The organism is Escherichia sp. WS1368 (assembly GCF_046487485.1).
Taxonomy (GTDB): Bacteria; Pseudomonadota; Gammaproteobacteria; order Enterobacterales; family Enterobacteriaceae; genus Escherichia; species Escherichia coli.
In genome coordinates, this window is sequence record NZ_JBJQJI010000007.1 from 47,565 (window position 1) to 63,087 (window position 15,523).

General features: G+C 48.5%; 14 protein-coding genes and 1 pseudogene. 7 read left to right on the top strand and 8 right to left on the bottom strand.

Annotated elements, in window-relative coordinates; all coding sequences use genetic code 11:
* Positions 1-3 precede the first annotated feature (3 nt).
* The 3 genes from ompN to ttcA all read left to right on the top strand — a co-directional run bounded on the left by ompN (position 4) and on the right by ttcA (position 2,823).
* Positions 4-1,137 (top strand): porin OmpN, encoded by a 1,134-nt coding sequence (gene ompN, locus ACJHYD_RS14430; RefSeq protein ID WP_000837902.1) that lies wholly within the window; start codon positions 4-6, stop codon positions 1,135-1,137.
* A gap of 140 nt (positions 1,138-1,277) precedes the next feature.
* Positions 1,278-1,712, top strand: coding sequence for a universal stress protein UspF (gene uspF, locus ACJHYD_RS14435; RefSeq protein ID WP_001295593.1), 435 nt, complete (start codon positions 1,278-1,280; stop codon positions 1,710-1,712).
* 175 nt (positions 1,713-1,887) lie between these two features.
* On the top strand, positions 1,888-2,823 hold the full coding sequence (gene ttcA / locus ACJHYD_RS14440) for a tRNA 2-thiocytidine(32) synthetase TtcA (protein WP_000081418.1): 936 nt from the start codon (positions 1,888-1,890) through the stop codon (positions 2,821-2,823).
* A 128-nt stretch (positions 2,824-2,951) separates the two neighbouring features.
* On the opposite strand, the gene dbpA is transcribed toward ttcA, so the two are convergent.
* The 4 genes from dbpA to ydaN all read right to left on the bottom strand — a co-directional run bounded on the left by dbpA (position 2,952) and on the right by ydaN (position 5,847).
* The gene (gene dbpA, locus ACJHYD_RS14445) at positions 2,952-4,325 is read right to left on the bottom strand and encodes an ATP-dependent RNA helicase DbpA (RefSeq protein ID WP_001551034.1); all 1,374 of its coding nucleotides are present in this window, start codon (positions 4,323-4,325) and stop codon (positions 2,952-2,954) included.
* A 29-nt stretch (positions 4,326-4,354) separates the two neighbouring features.
* Positions 4,355-4,528, bottom strand: a complete 174-nt coding sequence (gene ynaL / locus ACJHYD_RS14450) for a protein YnaL (protein WP_001296046.1) — start codon at positions 4,526-4,528, stop codon at positions 4,355-4,357.
* 274 nt (positions 4,529-4,802) lie between these two features.
* Positions 4,803-5,786 (bottom strand): zinc transporter ZntB, encoded by a 984-nt coding sequence (zntB, locus tag ACJHYD_RS14455; RefSeq protein WP_000387388.1) that lies wholly within the window; start codon positions 5,784-5,786, stop codon positions 4,803-4,805.
* Between the two features lie 13 nt (positions 5,787-5,799).
* Positions 5,800-5,847: a protein YnaN gene (gene ydaN, locus ACJHYD_RS14460; RefSeq protein WP_211180494.1), complete on the bottom strand. Its 48-nt coding sequence runs from the start codon at positions 5,845-5,847 to the stop codon at positions 5,800-5,802.
* Positions 5,848-6,040: 193 nt separating this feature from the next.
* Here ydaN and dgcM point away from each other — a divergent pair, with 193 nt between their 5' ends.
* On the top strand, positions 6,041-7,273 hold the full coding sequence (gene dgcM / locus ACJHYD_RS14465; protein WP_001314661.1) for a diguanylate cyclase DgcM: 1,233 nt from the start codon (positions 6,041-6,043) through the stop codon (positions 7,271-7,273).
* Between the two features lie 20 nt (positions 7,274-7,293).
* Here dgcM and smrA read toward each other — a convergent pair whose 3' ends face one another.
* The 3 genes and pseudogenes from smrA to ACJHYD_RS14480 all read right to left on the bottom strand — a co-directional run bounded on the left by smrA (position 7,294) and on the right by ACJHYD_RS14480 (position 10,591).
* On the bottom strand, positions 7,294-7,857 hold the full coding sequence (smrA, locus tag ACJHYD_RS14470; protein ID WP_001046832.1) for a DNA endonuclease SmrA: 564 nt from the start codon (positions 7,855-7,857) through the stop codon (positions 7,294-7,296).
* Positions 7,858-8,110: 253 nt separating this feature from the next.
* Positions 8,111-9,566: pseudogene (locus tag ACJHYD_RS14475) on the bottom strand (DHA2 family efflux MFS transporter permease subunit).
* Positions 9,563-10,591: an HlyD family secretion protein gene (locus ACJHYD_RS14480; RefSeq protein WP_001551032.1), complete on the bottom strand. Its 1,029-nt coding sequence runs from the start codon at positions 10,589-10,591 to the stop codon at positions 9,563-9,565. Before ACJHYD_RS14480 ends, ACJHYD_RS14475 begins: the two are co-directional and overlap by 4 nt.
* Positions 10,592-10,687: 96 nt before the next feature.
* Here ACJHYD_RS14480 and ACJHYD_RS14485 point away from each other — a divergent pair, with 96 nt between their 5' ends.
* Positions 10,688-11,503, top strand: a complete 816-nt coding sequence (locus ACJHYD_RS14485) for an AraC family transcriptional regulator (RefSeq protein WP_000156573.1) — start codon at positions 10,688-10,690, stop codon at positions 11,501-11,503.
* 172 nt (positions 11,504-11,675) lie between these two features.
* Here ACJHYD_RS14485 and ACJHYD_RS14490 read toward each other — a convergent pair whose 3' ends face one another.
* On the bottom strand, positions 11,676-12,584 hold the full coding sequence (locus tag ACJHYD_RS14490; RefSeq protein ID WP_000885449.1) for a LysR family transcriptional regulator: 909 nt from the start codon (positions 12,582-12,584) through the stop codon (positions 11,676-11,678).
* Positions 12,585-12,759: 175 nt separating this feature from the next.
* Between ACJHYD_RS14490 and abgA the strand changes: the two genes are divergently transcribed.
* Positions 12,760-14,070 (top strand): p-aminobenzoyl-glutamate hydrolase subunit AbgA, encoded by a 1,311-nt coding sequence (abgA, locus tag ACJHYD_RS14495; protein WP_001551031.1) that lies wholly within the window; start codon positions 12,760-12,762, stop codon positions 14,068-14,070.
* A complete protein-coding gene (gene abgB, locus ACJHYD_RS14500) occupies positions 14,070-15,515 on the top strand; it encodes a p-aminobenzoyl-glutamate hydrolase subunit AbgB (protein ID WP_001156454.1) in 1,446 nt (481 codons plus the stop codon). The genes abgA and abgB overlap by 1 nt, the downstream gene beginning before the upstream one ends.
* Positions 15,516-15,523: the final 8 nt, after the last annotated feature.

The window sequence follows — 15,523 nt, forward strand, 5'->3', positions numbered from 1 at the left end:
TCAATGAAAAGCAAAGTACTGGCATTTTTAATTCCTACCCTGCTCGCCGCAGGTGCTGCACATGCAGCCGAAGTTTATAATAAAGACGGCAACAAATTAGATCTGTATGGCAAAGTTGATGGACTACATTATTTTTCTGATAATTCAGCGAAAGATGGCGACCAGAGCTATGCGCGTCTGGGTTTTAAAGGCGAAACCCAAATTAACGATCAACTTACTGGCTACGGTCAATGGGAATACAATATTCAGGCAAACAACACTGAATCTTCAAAAAACCAGTCATGGACCCGTCTGGCATTTGCCGGATTGAAATTTGCAGATTACGGTTCTTTCGATTACGGACGTAATTATGGCGTAATGTACGACATCGAAGGCTGGACCGATATGCTGCCTGAATTTGGCGGTGACTCTTATACCAATGCAGACAACTTTATGACTGGTCGTGCCAATGGCGTCGCGACTTATCGTAATACTGATTTCTTCGGTCTGGTAAATGGTCTGAACTTCGCGGTGCAGTATCAAGGTAACAACGAAGGTGCCAGTAATGGTCAGGAAGGCACCAACAACGGACGTGATGTTCGCCATGAAAACGGTGACGGCTGGGGTCTTTCCACAACATATGATTTAGGCATGGGCTTTAGCGCTGGTGCGGCATACACCTCTTCTGACCGCACCAATGACCAGGTTAACCATACTGCGGCGGGTGGTGATAAAGCAGACGCGTGGACTGCTGGGCTAAAATACGATGCTAACAATATTTACCTGGCAACCATGTATTCAGAAACGCGTAATATGACCCCGTTTGGCGACAGCGATTATGCTGTTGCTAACAAAACCCAGAACTTTGAAGTTACTGCACAGTACCAGTTTGATTTTGGTCTGCGTCCGGCAGTCTCTTTCCTGATGTCTAAAGGCCGTGACCTGCACGCTGCCGGTGGTGCAGACAACCCGGCAGGTGTTGATGATAAAGATCTGGTTAAATACGCCGATGTTGGCGCGACTTACTATTTCAACAAAAATATGTCCACCTACGTTGACTATAAAATCAACCTGTTGGATGAAGATGACAGCTTCTACGCTGCCAACGGCATCTCTACCGATGATATTGTCGCTTTAGGTCTGGTTTATCAGTTCTAAATCCTCCTGCCCGCTGTTATGGCGGGCTTTTTCTGCTTATTCTTCCTCCTTTGATCTAAATTAAAAATGTGAACTTCGTCATTACACAAAAAGTGTCATCTGGCGTTACACTTTATGCGGATACTAAAACAGGAGGTTTTATGAACAGAACGATTCTTGTCCCTATCGATATTTCCGATTCAGAATTAACTCAACGCGTGATTAGCCACGTTGAGGCAGAGGCAAAGATTGATGATGCAGAGGTTCATTTCCTGACGGTAATACCTTCACTGCCCTACTATGCCTCTCTGGGTTTAGCGTATTCCGCAGAATTACCGGCAATGGATGACCTGAAAGCGGAAGCCAAATCGCAACTGGAAGAGATCATTAAAAAATTTAAACTGCCAACCGACAGAGTGCATGTCCATGTTGAGGAAGGCTCGCCCAAAGACCGCATTCTGGAATTGGCGAAGAAGATCCCCGCTCATATGATCATCATTGCTTCCCATCGACCGGATATCACCACTTATCTGCTCGGTTCCAACGCCGCAGCTGTCGTGCGTCACGCAGAGTGCTCCGTGCTGGTTGTGCGCTGACACTAACGCCCGCACATTGCTGCGGGCTTTTTGATTCATTTCGCAAATGTGCTGACATTTTCCCCTCTAATCCGTACCATACACGCCACAGTTTTTATATCAGATTTCTTATGCTGGGCGTTCCGGCATGACGCATACTCTTCTGATGCCATATAACGAATTGAGTCGCTTTTAAATGTCGCAAAATCAAGAAATTAGTAAGAAAGAACAATACAACCTGAACAAATTACAAAAACGTCTGCGTCGTAACGTGGGCGAAGCCATTGCTGACTTCAATATGATTGAAGAAGGCGATCGCATCATGGTTTGCCTCTCCGGGGGTAAAGACAGCTATACCATGCTGGAAATTCTGCGCAATTTGCAGCAAAGCGCGCCAATCAATTTTTCGCTGGTGGCTGTTAACCTCGATCAAAAGCAACCGGGCTTCCCGGAACACGTTCTGCCCGAGTATCTTGAAAAGCTGGGCGTTGAGTACAAGATTGTTGAAGAGAACACTTACGGTATCGTGAAAGAGAAGATTCCGGAGGGCAAAACCACTTGCTCACTGTGTTCTCGTCTTCGTCGCGGTATCCTTTATCGTACCGCAACGGAACTGGGAGCGACGAAGATCGCGCTGGGTCACCATCGTGACGATATCCTGCAAACGTTGTTCTTAAATATGTTCTACGGCGGCAAGATGAAAGGTATGCCTCCGAAACTGATGAGCGATGATGGCAAACATATCGTGATTCGCCCGCTGGCCTACTGCCGCGAGAAAGATATTCAGCGCTTTGCCGATGCAAAAGCGTTCCCGATTATTCCGTGCAACCTGTGCGGTTCACAGCCTAACCTGCAACGTCAGGTGATTGCTGACATGTTGCGTGACTGGGATAAACGTTATCCGGGGCGTATCGAGACGATGTTCAGCGCGATGCAGAATGTGGTGCCGTCGCATCTGTGCGATACCAACCTGTTCGATTTCAAAGGCATTACCCACGGTTCTGAAGTGGTTAACGGGGGTGATCTGGCGTTTGATCGCGAAGAGATCCCTCTACAACCGGCAGGTTGGCAGCCTGAAGAAGATGAAAATCAGTTGGATGAGTTACGGCTGAATGTGGTTGAAGTGAAATAACCCGGATAGCGCCCGATGCGTAAGCGTATCGGGCTACTCTTATGGAGGCCGGATAAGACGCGGTCAGCGACACATCCGGCAATGCCGAAGAAGATGTTTACTCTTGCACCCGGCAATTCAACATTTCATTATTTTAATAACCGCACCCGGCACGTTTTTCCTTTAATCCTCCCGCCCTGTAACTGTTTCCATGCTTTATGAGCAACAGCCTGACGCACCGCGACATAGACATGCGCCGGATGCACGGCGATTTTGCCAATATCTGCGCCATCAAGCCCGATATCTCCTGTCAGCGCACCTAATACATCACCCGGGCGCATTTTGGCTTTTTTCCCGCCATCGATACATAACGTTGCCATTTCGGTTTCCAGCGGCACAATAGAACTATTAACTGGCGGCGTTTGCCAGTTAAGTTTTATCTGCAACATGTCAGAAATGATATTGGCCCGCTGTGCTTCTTCCGGGGCACAGAAACTGATCGCCAGACCGCTATTTCCTGCACGCGCTGTACGACCGATGCGATGCACATGAACTTCAGGATCCCACGCCAGCTCAAAGTTCACCACCAGCTCAAGCGATTTAATATCCAGACCTCGCGCAGCAACATCAGTCGCAACCAGTACACGGGCGCTACCGTTAGCAAAACGTACCAGGGTCTGATCGCGATCACGTTGCTCCAGATCGCCGTGTAACGACAATGCACTTTGCCCTACTTCATTCAGCGCGTCGCAGACAGCCTGGCAATCTTTTTTGGTATTGCAAAACACCACGCAAGAGGATGGCTGATGCAAACTTAATAACCGTTGCAACAACGGAATTTTGCCTTTGCTGGATGTCTCATAAAATTGTTGTTCAATAGGTGGCAGAGCATCTGTTGAGTCAATTTCAATCGCTAAAGGATCGCGTTGCACTCGTCCGCTGATTGCGGCGATGGCTTCCGGCCAGGTTGCCGAAAACAGAAGCGTCTGTCGAGATGCTGGCGCAAAACGGATGACATCATCAATGGCGTCGCTAAATCCCATATCCAGCATGCGGTCGGCCTCATCCATCACCAGCGTATTCAACGCATCCAGTGATACCGTGCCTTTTTGCAGATGATCCAACAAACGGCCCGGCGTTGCCACGATAATATGCGGCGCATGTTGCAACGAATCACGCTGCATACCGAACGGTTGACCACCGCACAACGTCAAAATTTTGGTATTTGGCAGAAAACGCGCCAACCGACGCAATTCACCTGCCACCTGATCCGCCAGTTCACGCGTAGGACACAGCACTAAAGCCTGGGTTTGAAATAGCGACGCATCAATTTGCTGTAACAAGCCGAGGCCAAAAGCCGCCGTTTTGCCGCTGCCGGTTTTCGCCTGCACGCGAACATCTTTTCCGGCAAGGATCGCCGGAAGCGCGGCGGCCTGCACCGGCGTCATAGTTAAATAACCCAACTCATTAAGGTTCGTGAGTTGGGCGGGAGGCAAAACATTCAGGGTAGAAAAAGCGGTCACAATCTATTCTCGTGGTCATCGACGCAAAGTTAGCAGGCGCGTATCCTCGCAGATCTACGCTCACGATGCGACAATTTAATCGGTTCTTCATCGGGTGGTGGGTCAGGCATGGGTTGCGGACGAGGGATCGGATCGGGCACTGGAACAGGATCGCCAGGAATCGGTTCAGGGACAGGAATTTGCAAATAAATAAGTGTCGTCATATTTCCCTCCGGTCATTGGGTGGACTCTTAAAGGGTAGACGCTGATAAATAACAGGCAAAAAAAAGCCGACTCATCAAAGTCGGCGTCGTACGAATCAATTGTGCTATGCAGTAATTCAAAAAAGGAAGTAAGACAATATGGAGCGCAACGCCCATCGCTTGACGTTGCATTCACCTGCAAGAGAGATATTGCCCTGAATGGGTAGAGAGTTTATTGACTTCGCTCAAACTTTGCGGCGTTTTTGTATACAGACATCCGGGAAAATTGCTTTTGTTACAACCATTTACTACGATGCAACCATAAAGCAACACCACCAATAAGAACAACTAACAGAATACAAAAAATTGAAAATCCGAATTGCCACCCGCCGCCTGGGATCCCACCAAGGTTGACGCCAAATAACCCGGTCAGAAAGGTACTGGGTAAAAAGACCATTGCCATCAACGACATTGTATAGGTACGACGCGCTAAATTTTCCTGCATCACCTGAGCGATTTCATCCGCCATCACGCCAGTCCGTGCTATACAGGCGTCGATTTCGTCAAGCCCGCGCCCAAGGCGATCGGCAATATCCTGCATACGACGGCGTTGGTCATCGCTCATCCACGGCAAACGTTCACTGGCAAGACGAGCATAAACATCACGTTGCGGTGCCATATAGCGACGCATCACAATTAATTGTTTGCGCAGCAGAGCCAGGAATCCACGCGGTGGAATTTGCTGATCAAGGAGATTATCTTCAAGGTCGATAATTTTATCGTGCAGCTGCTCGATAAATTCGCTGGAATGATCGGTCAACGCATCACATACATCCACCAGCCATCCCCCGCAATCGGTCGGACCCGTGCCCTCTTCCAGATCGCTTACCACATCGTCCAGCGCCAGCACTTTGCGTTGTCGGGTCGAAACAATTAACCGCCCGTCCATATATACACGCATGGCGACCAGTTGATCGGGGCGTTCATCGGTGCTGCCGTTTATACAGCGCAATGTAATCAGCGTGCCTTCACCGAGACGGCTGACTCGGGGCCGTGTGCTCTCGCCCGCCAGCGCATCACGTACGTTATTGGGAAGCAGCGGTGTTGTCGCCAGCCATTGGGCGCTATCATGGTGTACATAATTAAGGTGGAGCCAGCAGGGATGCGCTTCATCAATCACATCTGTATTTTCCAGCGGTTTAACGCCGCCTCTACCATCCAGCATCCAGGCAAATACTGCATCCGGGACATTAACGTCCGATCCCTTAATCGCTTCCACAGTGCCTCCATCATCAACGCATTATTTTGTAGTCTAGCCTTCTGGCCCTGTTACGCAACATCTCATCACCCCATTACCCTGAAATGATTAATAAAATTCTGTCTAAATTGAATACAAAAAGCAAAATGCTTTTCCATATACAAACCGTGTGAAGTGTTAAATAGCGTCTATCATTATCAGAATTATCTGATCATATGACGTGGCTTTTTTGCGATCGGATAGCAACAAAAATTGATAAAAATAACGGGATCTCAATGATTACGCACAACTTCAATACCCTGGACTTACTCACCAGTCCTGTCTGGATCGTTTCGCCCTTTGAGGAACAGTTAATTTATGCCAACAGCGCGGCGCGACTGTTGATGCAAGACCTCACGTTTAGTCAGCTACGAACCGGTCCCTATTCCGTCTCCTCACAAAAAGAACTGCCGAAATACCTCTCCGATCTGCAAAACCAACACGATATTATCGAAATCCTCACCGTTCAGCGCAATGAAGAGGAAACAGCATTGAGTTGTCGGCTTGTTTTGCGAAAGCTGACAGAAGCAGAACCGGTGATTATTTTCGAAGGTATCGAAGCACCGGCAACGCTGGGTTTAAAAGCCAGTCGCTCGGCAAATTATCAGCGCAAAAAACAAGGTTTTTATGCGCGCTTTTTTCTGACTAACTCTGCACCAATGTTGTTGATTGACCCCTCACGAGATGGCCAAATCGTTGATGCTAACCTCGCCGCGCTCAATTTCTATGGCTATAACCATGAAACGATGTGCCAGAAACATACCTGGGAAATAAATATGCTCGGGCGACGCGTCATGCCTATCATGCATGAAATTTCGCATTTACCCGGTGGCCATAAGCCTTTGAATTTTGTTCATAAACTGGCGGATGGTTCGACTCGTCATGTGCAGACCTATGCCGGTCCGATTGAAATTTATGGCGACAAGCTCATGTTATGTATTGTGCATGATATTACTGAGCAAAAACGGCTGGAGGAGCAGCTGGAACATGCTGCCCACCATGACGCGATGACCGGATTACTGAATCGGCGACAGTTTTATCACATTACCGAGCCAGGCCAAATGCAGCACCTCGCCATCGCTCAGGATTACAGCTTATTGCTCATCGACACCGATCGTTTTAAACACATTAACGATCTCTATGGGCATTCTAAAGGTGATGAGGTGTTATGCACCCTCGCCCGCACTCTCGAAAGTTGCGCTCGCAAAGGCGATTTGGTGTTTCGTTGGGGAGGCGAAGAGTTTGTCTTATTGCTACCAAGAACCCCACTGGATACCGCGCTTTCGCTGGCTGAAACTATCCGCGTAAGCGTGGCAAAAGTGAGTATTTCGGGCTTACCACGCTTTACCGTCAGCATTGGTGTGGCGCATCACGAAGGAAATGAAAGCATCGATGAACTGTTTAAACGCGTTGATGATGCTTTGTATCGGGCGAAAAATGATGGACGCAACCGCGTGCTGGCGGCATAAGCCGCGGATGCGTCTCGAGATCAACGACTGCGCTTAGCGTGGCGCTCCCAGTTTTCTTGCTTTGCCTGTGCCGTTTTACGTAGTGCGACGTAACACGCCCCGCTGCCGCCATGATGCGGTAGCGCGGTACAATATGCCTGGACATCATCAAATTCGGTCAACCAGCGCGCCACATAGCTGCGGACAATATTGGCATGCGATTTATCTTCCCGCCCTTTACCATGAATAATCAGCACATTACGCAAACCATCCGCCAGGGCTTGTTGAATGAAACTGAACACCATTTTGCGGCACTCTTCCACCGGCTGGCGCAAAAGATTCAGGCTCGCCTGTTGCGGATATTTACCACTGCGCAGCTTATCCAGCACCCCATGTTGCAACCCTTCCCGCCGAAACTCCAGCGGCTGACTTAGCGGGATGATGTCGAGAAATCCGGTGGTGAGGAAATTATCAAGTTGCAGCGTGTCGATACGCTGCGGCGCACGTTGGTTACGCGTTGGATGCCAGTGGACATCTGTAGCACGTTTCAGCGGCTGGACATCTTCCATGGCGTCAAGAAACAGCGATTTGTCGTCAAGGTTCATGTAACCTCCTATGCACCTTCACACGTCGTGATTCAGACGGGTTAATTGTTCATACTTACTGCATCGTTCCCTTCACAGATTGAAACAATACTCTACTTCATACCTGTGAGTATCTGCGCAGGCGGGGCATTTTATACTAGCCTGTTAGCAGTATCGAACAGTTTAGCCCGAGTTTAATTCAGCACAGGCTCCGATCAGGATGATTTATTCATAGCAGGAACCAACAAAAATGCGATAAATAACAGACCACTGATTAGCAGAAAGGTATCCGAAAATGCCATAGTTTGCGCCTCCCTCAGCATCAATTGACTCAATAATTTGGTTGAAGCCAGTATTTCCGATGTCTGGTCACTTCCACTGCGATCAAAAAACAAAGCACTTCTGGAAATGAAGTCATTCACCGTATGGGGAACAGAAACCATTTTTTCACCCATTCTCGAAAAATGAAAATTAGTTCGATTATTGAGAATAGAGCCACACAGGGCAATACCAATCGCGCCCCCAAGATTACGTGTTAAATTAAATACACCAGAGGCTAACTTCAGCCGTTCTTTTGGAATTCCTCCCAGCGTTAATGTTACGATGGGGGCCATCGCAAACTGCTGCGAAATCCCTCTAATTGCCTGTGGAAACAGTAACTCCTGCCATCCCCATTCGTGGGTTATAGGGGTAAAAAGATACATTGAAAACACAAATCCACCCAGCCCCGCCATCAACAGCCATCGCAGATTTATTTTTTTACTTAACCAGAAGTAAAAGGGAACAGAAAATAACTGGAAAATACCTGTTGTGCAAACGGCAAAACCTATCTCTTCGGCATTTAATCCGCGAACCTGCCCCAAAAACACAGGTATTAAATATACAGTAGAGAATATCCCAACCCCTCCAGAAAAAGAAAAAAAACATCCCAGCGTGAAATTTTTATCCTTAAAAGCATGAAGATCCATTATCGGATTGGATATTGTAAGTGTACGCGCAGCAAATAAAATAAAACTCACCAATGCCAGAACTGATGTCAGCAAAATAGTATTATCATCCAGCCATCCCCAGCGCGCTCCTTCTTCAAGAGTATATTCCAGACATCCCAGTGTCATGGCCAACAGGATAATACTCGGATAATCAGCAACTTTCAGTAAAGAGAGATCAGGTTTATCAAAATTAACCAGAAAAGGAATACTCAAAACTAAATATATGCCAGGTAATATATTGATATAAAATAGCCATCGCCAGTCGAGGTTATCAGTGATCCAGCCCCCCAGAGTTGGCCCTAGCGTCGGTGACAGTGAGGCCAGCGCACTGACTACCGCAGCAGCCAACCCCAACTCTTTACCCTGGTAATAAATAAACGCCGTCGTGAAAACTAAAGGGATCATGGATGCGCCAGCCGCTCCCTGTAAAGCACGAAACAAAATCATGATCTGAATATTCCATGCAAGTCCACACGCGATACTCATTAAAGTAAATATTCCCGCGGATAGAGTAAAAAGCCAACGAGTGGAAAATACCCGTGACAGCCACCCAGAGAGCTGAATAACAATAATCTCAGCAATTAAATAGCTGGTCTGAAGCCAGGCCATTTCGTCTTTACCTGCGGACAGACCACCACCTATTTCATTTAGGGATGACGATACAATTTGAATATCAAGCTGAGCAATAAATAATCCCATACACATACTGGCGAAAGCAATATGTTTACGCATAGACATCATCTCTCATCAACACTGACGGTGACGGACAGTCCCGGGCGAAGAAGTTGCTTTAATTCCTTTGCGTCGTCAAATGCAATCCGTACCGGGACACGCTGAACAATTTTGGTGAAATTGCCAGTGGCATTTTCTATCGGAATCAAGCTGAAACTGGCTCCTGTCGCTGGGGAAAGGCTTTCAATGTGACCGTGAAACACTTCCCCTTTGAGAATATCAGCACGGATCTCAGCCTTCATTCCTGGCTTCATTCCCGCTATTTGGTTTTCTTTATAATTTGCATCAACCCACAACTCACTGACTGGTACAAGTGAAACTAACGATGTGCCGCCTTCCACCCAACTGCCTGTATGGGCGCTGCGGTTTGCGACAATGCCATCAATCGGCGCACGAACAAGGGTATATTCCAGATCCAGTAGTGCCTGAGTCAAAGCGGCCTGAACTTCTTCGATACTCGCACGTACGTTTTCTTCCTGAGCAGATAAAACTGCCAGCCGTTGCTTCTCCACCAGGAAATCGTTCGCGGCTTTGCGCTCCTTTGCTGCGACCTGCTGGTAGTCAAACCTGGCGTTATCAATAATTTGTTGCGATATTGCCGCTGATTGTGCGAGTTTTTCATAACGTTCAGTATCTCGCAGGCGCTTTTGCTCCTCATGTTTTACTGCCTGCCATGTTTCACTGGCACTTTGAATTATCGACTGCTGCATCGCAATAGTGGCTTGAATGCTTTCGAGATTGGCTTTGCTACTTTTTATTTTTGCCTCAAGCCTGGCGACATTTGCACGATAATCCCGATCATCGAGACGCAGGATAATATCGCCTTTTTTTACGCTCTGATTATCGCGCACCTCTATAGCAGAAATATAACCAGAAACTTTACTTGCCACCGTGGTGATATTACCACCAATGTAAGCATCATCCGTCGTCTGTATAAATCTTCCTGTGCTTACCCACCAGATAAAAAAGACAACGCCAGCTAAAATAATACCGATCGCTACCACCCCAATAAGCTGTTTTTTAGAAATTATCATCACTCTTTACACCGTATATATCCGGAAACTTGCATTCGTCATATTTAAAATTTAACATGGCTTATTTGATGATTTCTGACAAAATACCTACTGTAAATGACAATCACACTGCAACCCAAAGCATCACCAGGGCATCACATTATCGGACTGGATTCGGAACATCTGAATGGAGGTACAGTTCCCTGGCATAAACATCTCTATGCCCAGTTGCTTTACCCGGCTGAAGGAGTCGTTCGTGTATGGGCTGGAGAAAGCGTCTGGCTAGTGCATGCCAGCAGCGCGCTTTGGCTGCCCCCACAAATGCCGCATAAGTTTGTTGCGACAGGCAACGTACTTTTAAAAACCGTACTGGTTTCAGAAGCGGAAAGTGAAACGCTGGGAAAAGTTTGCTTCATGACGGGTATTTCACCCCTGTTAAGGGAATTACTAATTGCAATTAACCAACTTCCACCGTCGCAAAGTACCACAGATAAACAACAGTTACGTTTTTCAGCCCTCGAGACACTGATACTTCAGGAAATAAAAATGGGGGTGAAAATGTCACTTGAACTCCCTTGGCCAAATGATGAGCGGCTACAGCAGCTTTGTGAGAATTTGCTAAACAACCAAGGGTATCTGCCAACATTGGATAATCTAGCGGATAAAATTAACGTCAGTAGCCGTACACTCATGCGCTTATTTGTTAAAGAGACGGGATTAACATTTCGCCACTGGGTTCAGCAAATGCACGTTATTTCTGCAGTGACGCTTCTTGATGATGGATATTCGTTGACCAAAATTGCCCATCGTCTGGGCTATGCCTCAGCTGAATCGTTCGGCAATATGTTTAAGCGTCGAACGGGCTACTCGCCCGGTAAATTTACTCGTCGATTAACGATGCATGATTATGCAATCACAAGACAAATGATTTAACTTATATTTTCGTGAAATCTGTCACTGAAGAAAATTGGCAACGGATGGGTAAAACCGTTATAACACTGTCACCGGTCACCAGGACCCCAGGCCGGATTTAAGACGAGGATGCACTGCTGTGTGTACTGTAGAGTCTGGCGGATGTCGACAGACTCTATTTTTTTATGCAGTTTTAACTTTGCAGATAGCCGCATTCTCGCCGAAATTGCGTGATTAATGACGCGGTCAGTGGTGTCTGGCGACTATCACGTCGCTGAATCAAATAATAGGTCGCTTTCGGTAAAATTTCGCTAACCGGCAACATCACCAGCCCCTGTCCGTGCAAGGGATCGCAGCCCATTTCTTCAGGTAGTATGCTGAGAAAATCGCTTTTTGCCACCAGACTGATACAGGCTGAGAACGTCTCGCAGACTACGCCGACCTGTGGCGTTTGCGCCTGATCGTCAAGCAATTCACTCAAGTGTTTGTAGTAGCTGCCGTGTGGCGTCGGCATTGTCCAGCTGTAGTCCAGTAACTGTTTGATCGAACGGGCACCAATGGCGGGATGTCCCGGGCGGCAAAAGATCGCGAATTGCTTTTCCAGTAATTTCTCAAAAGTAAATTCGTGGTCGTAGGGTCCCTGATAATAGGTATTGATGGTGAAATCCAGTTCCCCCTGGCGCAATTCATTAATCATCGATACCAGTTGCCCTTCCATAATGCGTACTTTTACCTGCGGATGCTGCTGATGAAAACGAGATATGACAGCTGGCATCAGACTGCGGGAAATACTGGCCCCCATGCCGATATTAATTTGCCCTGCTAGTTGCCCTTGTCGTTGGCGAATATCCTCTTGCGCTGCGCGCAGCTCTTCAAGAATAAGACTGGCGTGCTGATAAAAACTTTCGCCGGCATCAGTTAACGTCACGCCTTTACTACGGCGAAAAAAGAGTTGTGCCGCCAACCCTTCTTCCAGCTCCTGAATAGATTTACTCAGTGCCGGTTGCGACATATTCAACATTCGGCTCGCTCCGCGAATGCTGCCCTGACGAGCCACTTCAACAAAAGCCCGAATTTGATGAATTTTTACCTGAAAAGCCATGACGCCACCGATAACCGTTATTTATCAGACCAAAGAAACTGGCATCTACTTTAATGCAGATGATTGTGTCAGGGTAATTTATGAACGGTTAAAACTGTGAAAAATCAGTTAGTGATAAGTAAAAACTATCGCTACGTGAACCGGGTCACACTTTTTACTGATGACGGGAAAGGTTATGGAGTCTTTGAATCAATTTATTAATTCGCTTGCCCCAAAATTATCGCACTGGCGACGTGATTTTCACCACTATGCAGAGTCTGGCTGGGTGGAATTCCGCACTGCCACCCTTGTTGCGGAAGAATTGCACCAGCTCGGTTATTCACTGGCGCTGGGCCGCGAAGTAGTTAATGAAAGTAGCCGGATGGGATTACCTGATGAATTCACTCTACAACGCGAATTCGAGCGCGCTCGTCAACAGGGTGCGCTAGAACAATGGATTGCGGCTTTTGAAGGCGGTTTCACTGGCATCGTCGCTACCCTGGATACCGGTCGCCCCGGTCCGGTGATGGCTTTCCGTGTCGATATGGACGCGCTGGATCTCAGTGAAGAACGGGATGTCAGCCATCGCCCCTACCGCGACGGTTTTGCGTCATGTAACGCCGGAATGATGCATGCCTGTGGTCATGATGGACATACCGCCATTGGACTTGGGCTGGCGCATACCCTTAAACAGTTCGAGTCCGGACTACATGGCGTCATCAAACTGATTTTTCAACCTGCAGAAGAAGGTACGCGTGGCGCGCGGGCGATGGTCGATGCAGGTGTAGTGGATGATGTTGATTATTTTACTGCCGTGCACATTGGCACTGGCGTACCTGCGGGCACCGTGGTGTGCGGCAGTGATAATTTTATGGCAACCACCAAATTTGACGCGCACTTCACCGGGACCGCCGCTCACGCAGGCGCAAAACCAGAAGACGGTCACAATGCCTTGTTGGCGGCAGCACAAGCAACTCTTGCACTGCATGCAATCGCCCCGCACAGCGAAGGCGCTTCCAGAGTAAACGTGGGCGTTATGCAGGCAGGAAGCGGTCGTAATGTTGTTCCCGCCTCAGCGTTGCTGAAAGTGGAAACACGCGGGGCCAGCGACGTCATTAATCAATATGTTTTTGAACGTGCACAACAAGCGATTCAGGGCGCAGCAACCATGTATGGTGTCGGCGTTGAAACTCGTCTGATGGGTGCAGCTACCGCCAGTTCTCCTTCGCCGCAATGGGTCGCATGGTTGCAAAGTCAGGCAGCTCAGGTCCCGGGGGTCAATCAAGCCATTGAACGTGTTGAAGCGCCTGCGGGTTCCGAAGATGCCACATTAATGATGGCCCGCGTGCAGCAACATCAAGGGCAAGCCTCCTACGTGGTGTTTGGCACACAGCTGGCGGCAGGTCATCACAACGAAAAATTCGATTTTGACGAGCAGGTTCTCGCTATTGCCGTCGAAACGCTGGCGCGCACCGCGCTCAATTTTCCCTGGACGCGAGGTATCTGATGCAGGAAATCTATCGTTTTATCGACGATGCGATTGAAGCCGATCGCCAACGTTATACCGATATTGCCGATCAAATCTGGGATCATCCAGAAACACGTTTTGAAGAGTTCTGGTCAGCGGAGCATCTGGCTTCGGCGCTGGAGTCTGCAGGCTTCACCGTTACCCGCAACGTAGGCAATATCCCAAATGCCTTTATTGCTTCGTTTGGTCAAGGCAAACCGGTTATCGCCCTGCTGGGGGAATATGACGCCCTGGCAGGTTTAAGTCAGCAAGCAAGTTGCGCGCAACCTACATCCGCGACGCCCGGTGAAAATGGTCACGGTTGCGGACACAATTTGCTGGGAACCGCCGCCTTTGCCGCTGCAATAGCCGTCAAGAAATGGCTGGAACAATATGGGCAAGGCGGCACGGTGCGCTTTTATGGTTGTCCTGGCGAAGAAGGCGGCTCGGGTAAAACGTTCATGGTCCGCGAGGGGGTATTTGATGATGTGGATGCGGCACTCACCTGGCACCCGGAAGCCTTTGCCGGTATGTTCAATACCCGCACGCTGGCAAACATTCAGGCATCATGGCGCTTTAAAGGGATCGCAGCACATGCCGCGAATTCCCCTCATTTGGGACGCAGCGCCCTTGATGCCGTAACGTTGATGACCACTGGCACCAACTTCCTCAACGAACATATTATTGAAAAAGCGCGCGTACACTATGCCATCACAGATAGCGGCGGGATCTCGCCCAACGTGGTCCAGGCGCAGGCAGAAGTGCTTTATCTTATCCGCGCCCCCGAAATGACCGATGTGCAGCATATTTATGATCGGGTCGCCAAAATCGCCGAAGGTGCGGCATTGATGACCGAAACCACGGTTGAATGCCGCTTCGACAAAGCCTGTTCCAGTTATCTCCCGAATCGCACCTTAGAAAATGCCATGTACCGAGCCCTATCCCATTTTGGTACCCCGGAATGGAACTGCGAAGAACTGGCTTTTGCGAAACAAATTCAGGCTACGCTCACCCCCAACGATCGGCAAAACAGTCTGAATAATATCGCTGCAACCGGTGGCGAAAACGGCAAGGCTTTTGCACTACGTCATCGTGAAACGGTACTGGCGAATGAAGTCGCTCCATATGCCGCCACCGATAACGTGCTTGCGGCATCGACTGATGTCGGCGACGTCAGTTGGAAACTGCCTGTTGCCCAGTGTTTCAGCCCCTGCTTTGCCGTTGGTACCCCGCTACATACGTGGCAACTGGTTAGCCAGGGGCGAACATCTATTGCTCATAAAGGAATGCTGCTGGCGGCGAAAACTATGGCAGCAACCACACTTAATCTCTTCATTGATTCAGGGCTATTGCAAGAATGCCAACAAGAGCATCAGCAAGTTACGGACACGCAACCGTATCACTGCCCTATCCCGAAAAACGTGACACCGTCACCTTTAAAATAACAACAACA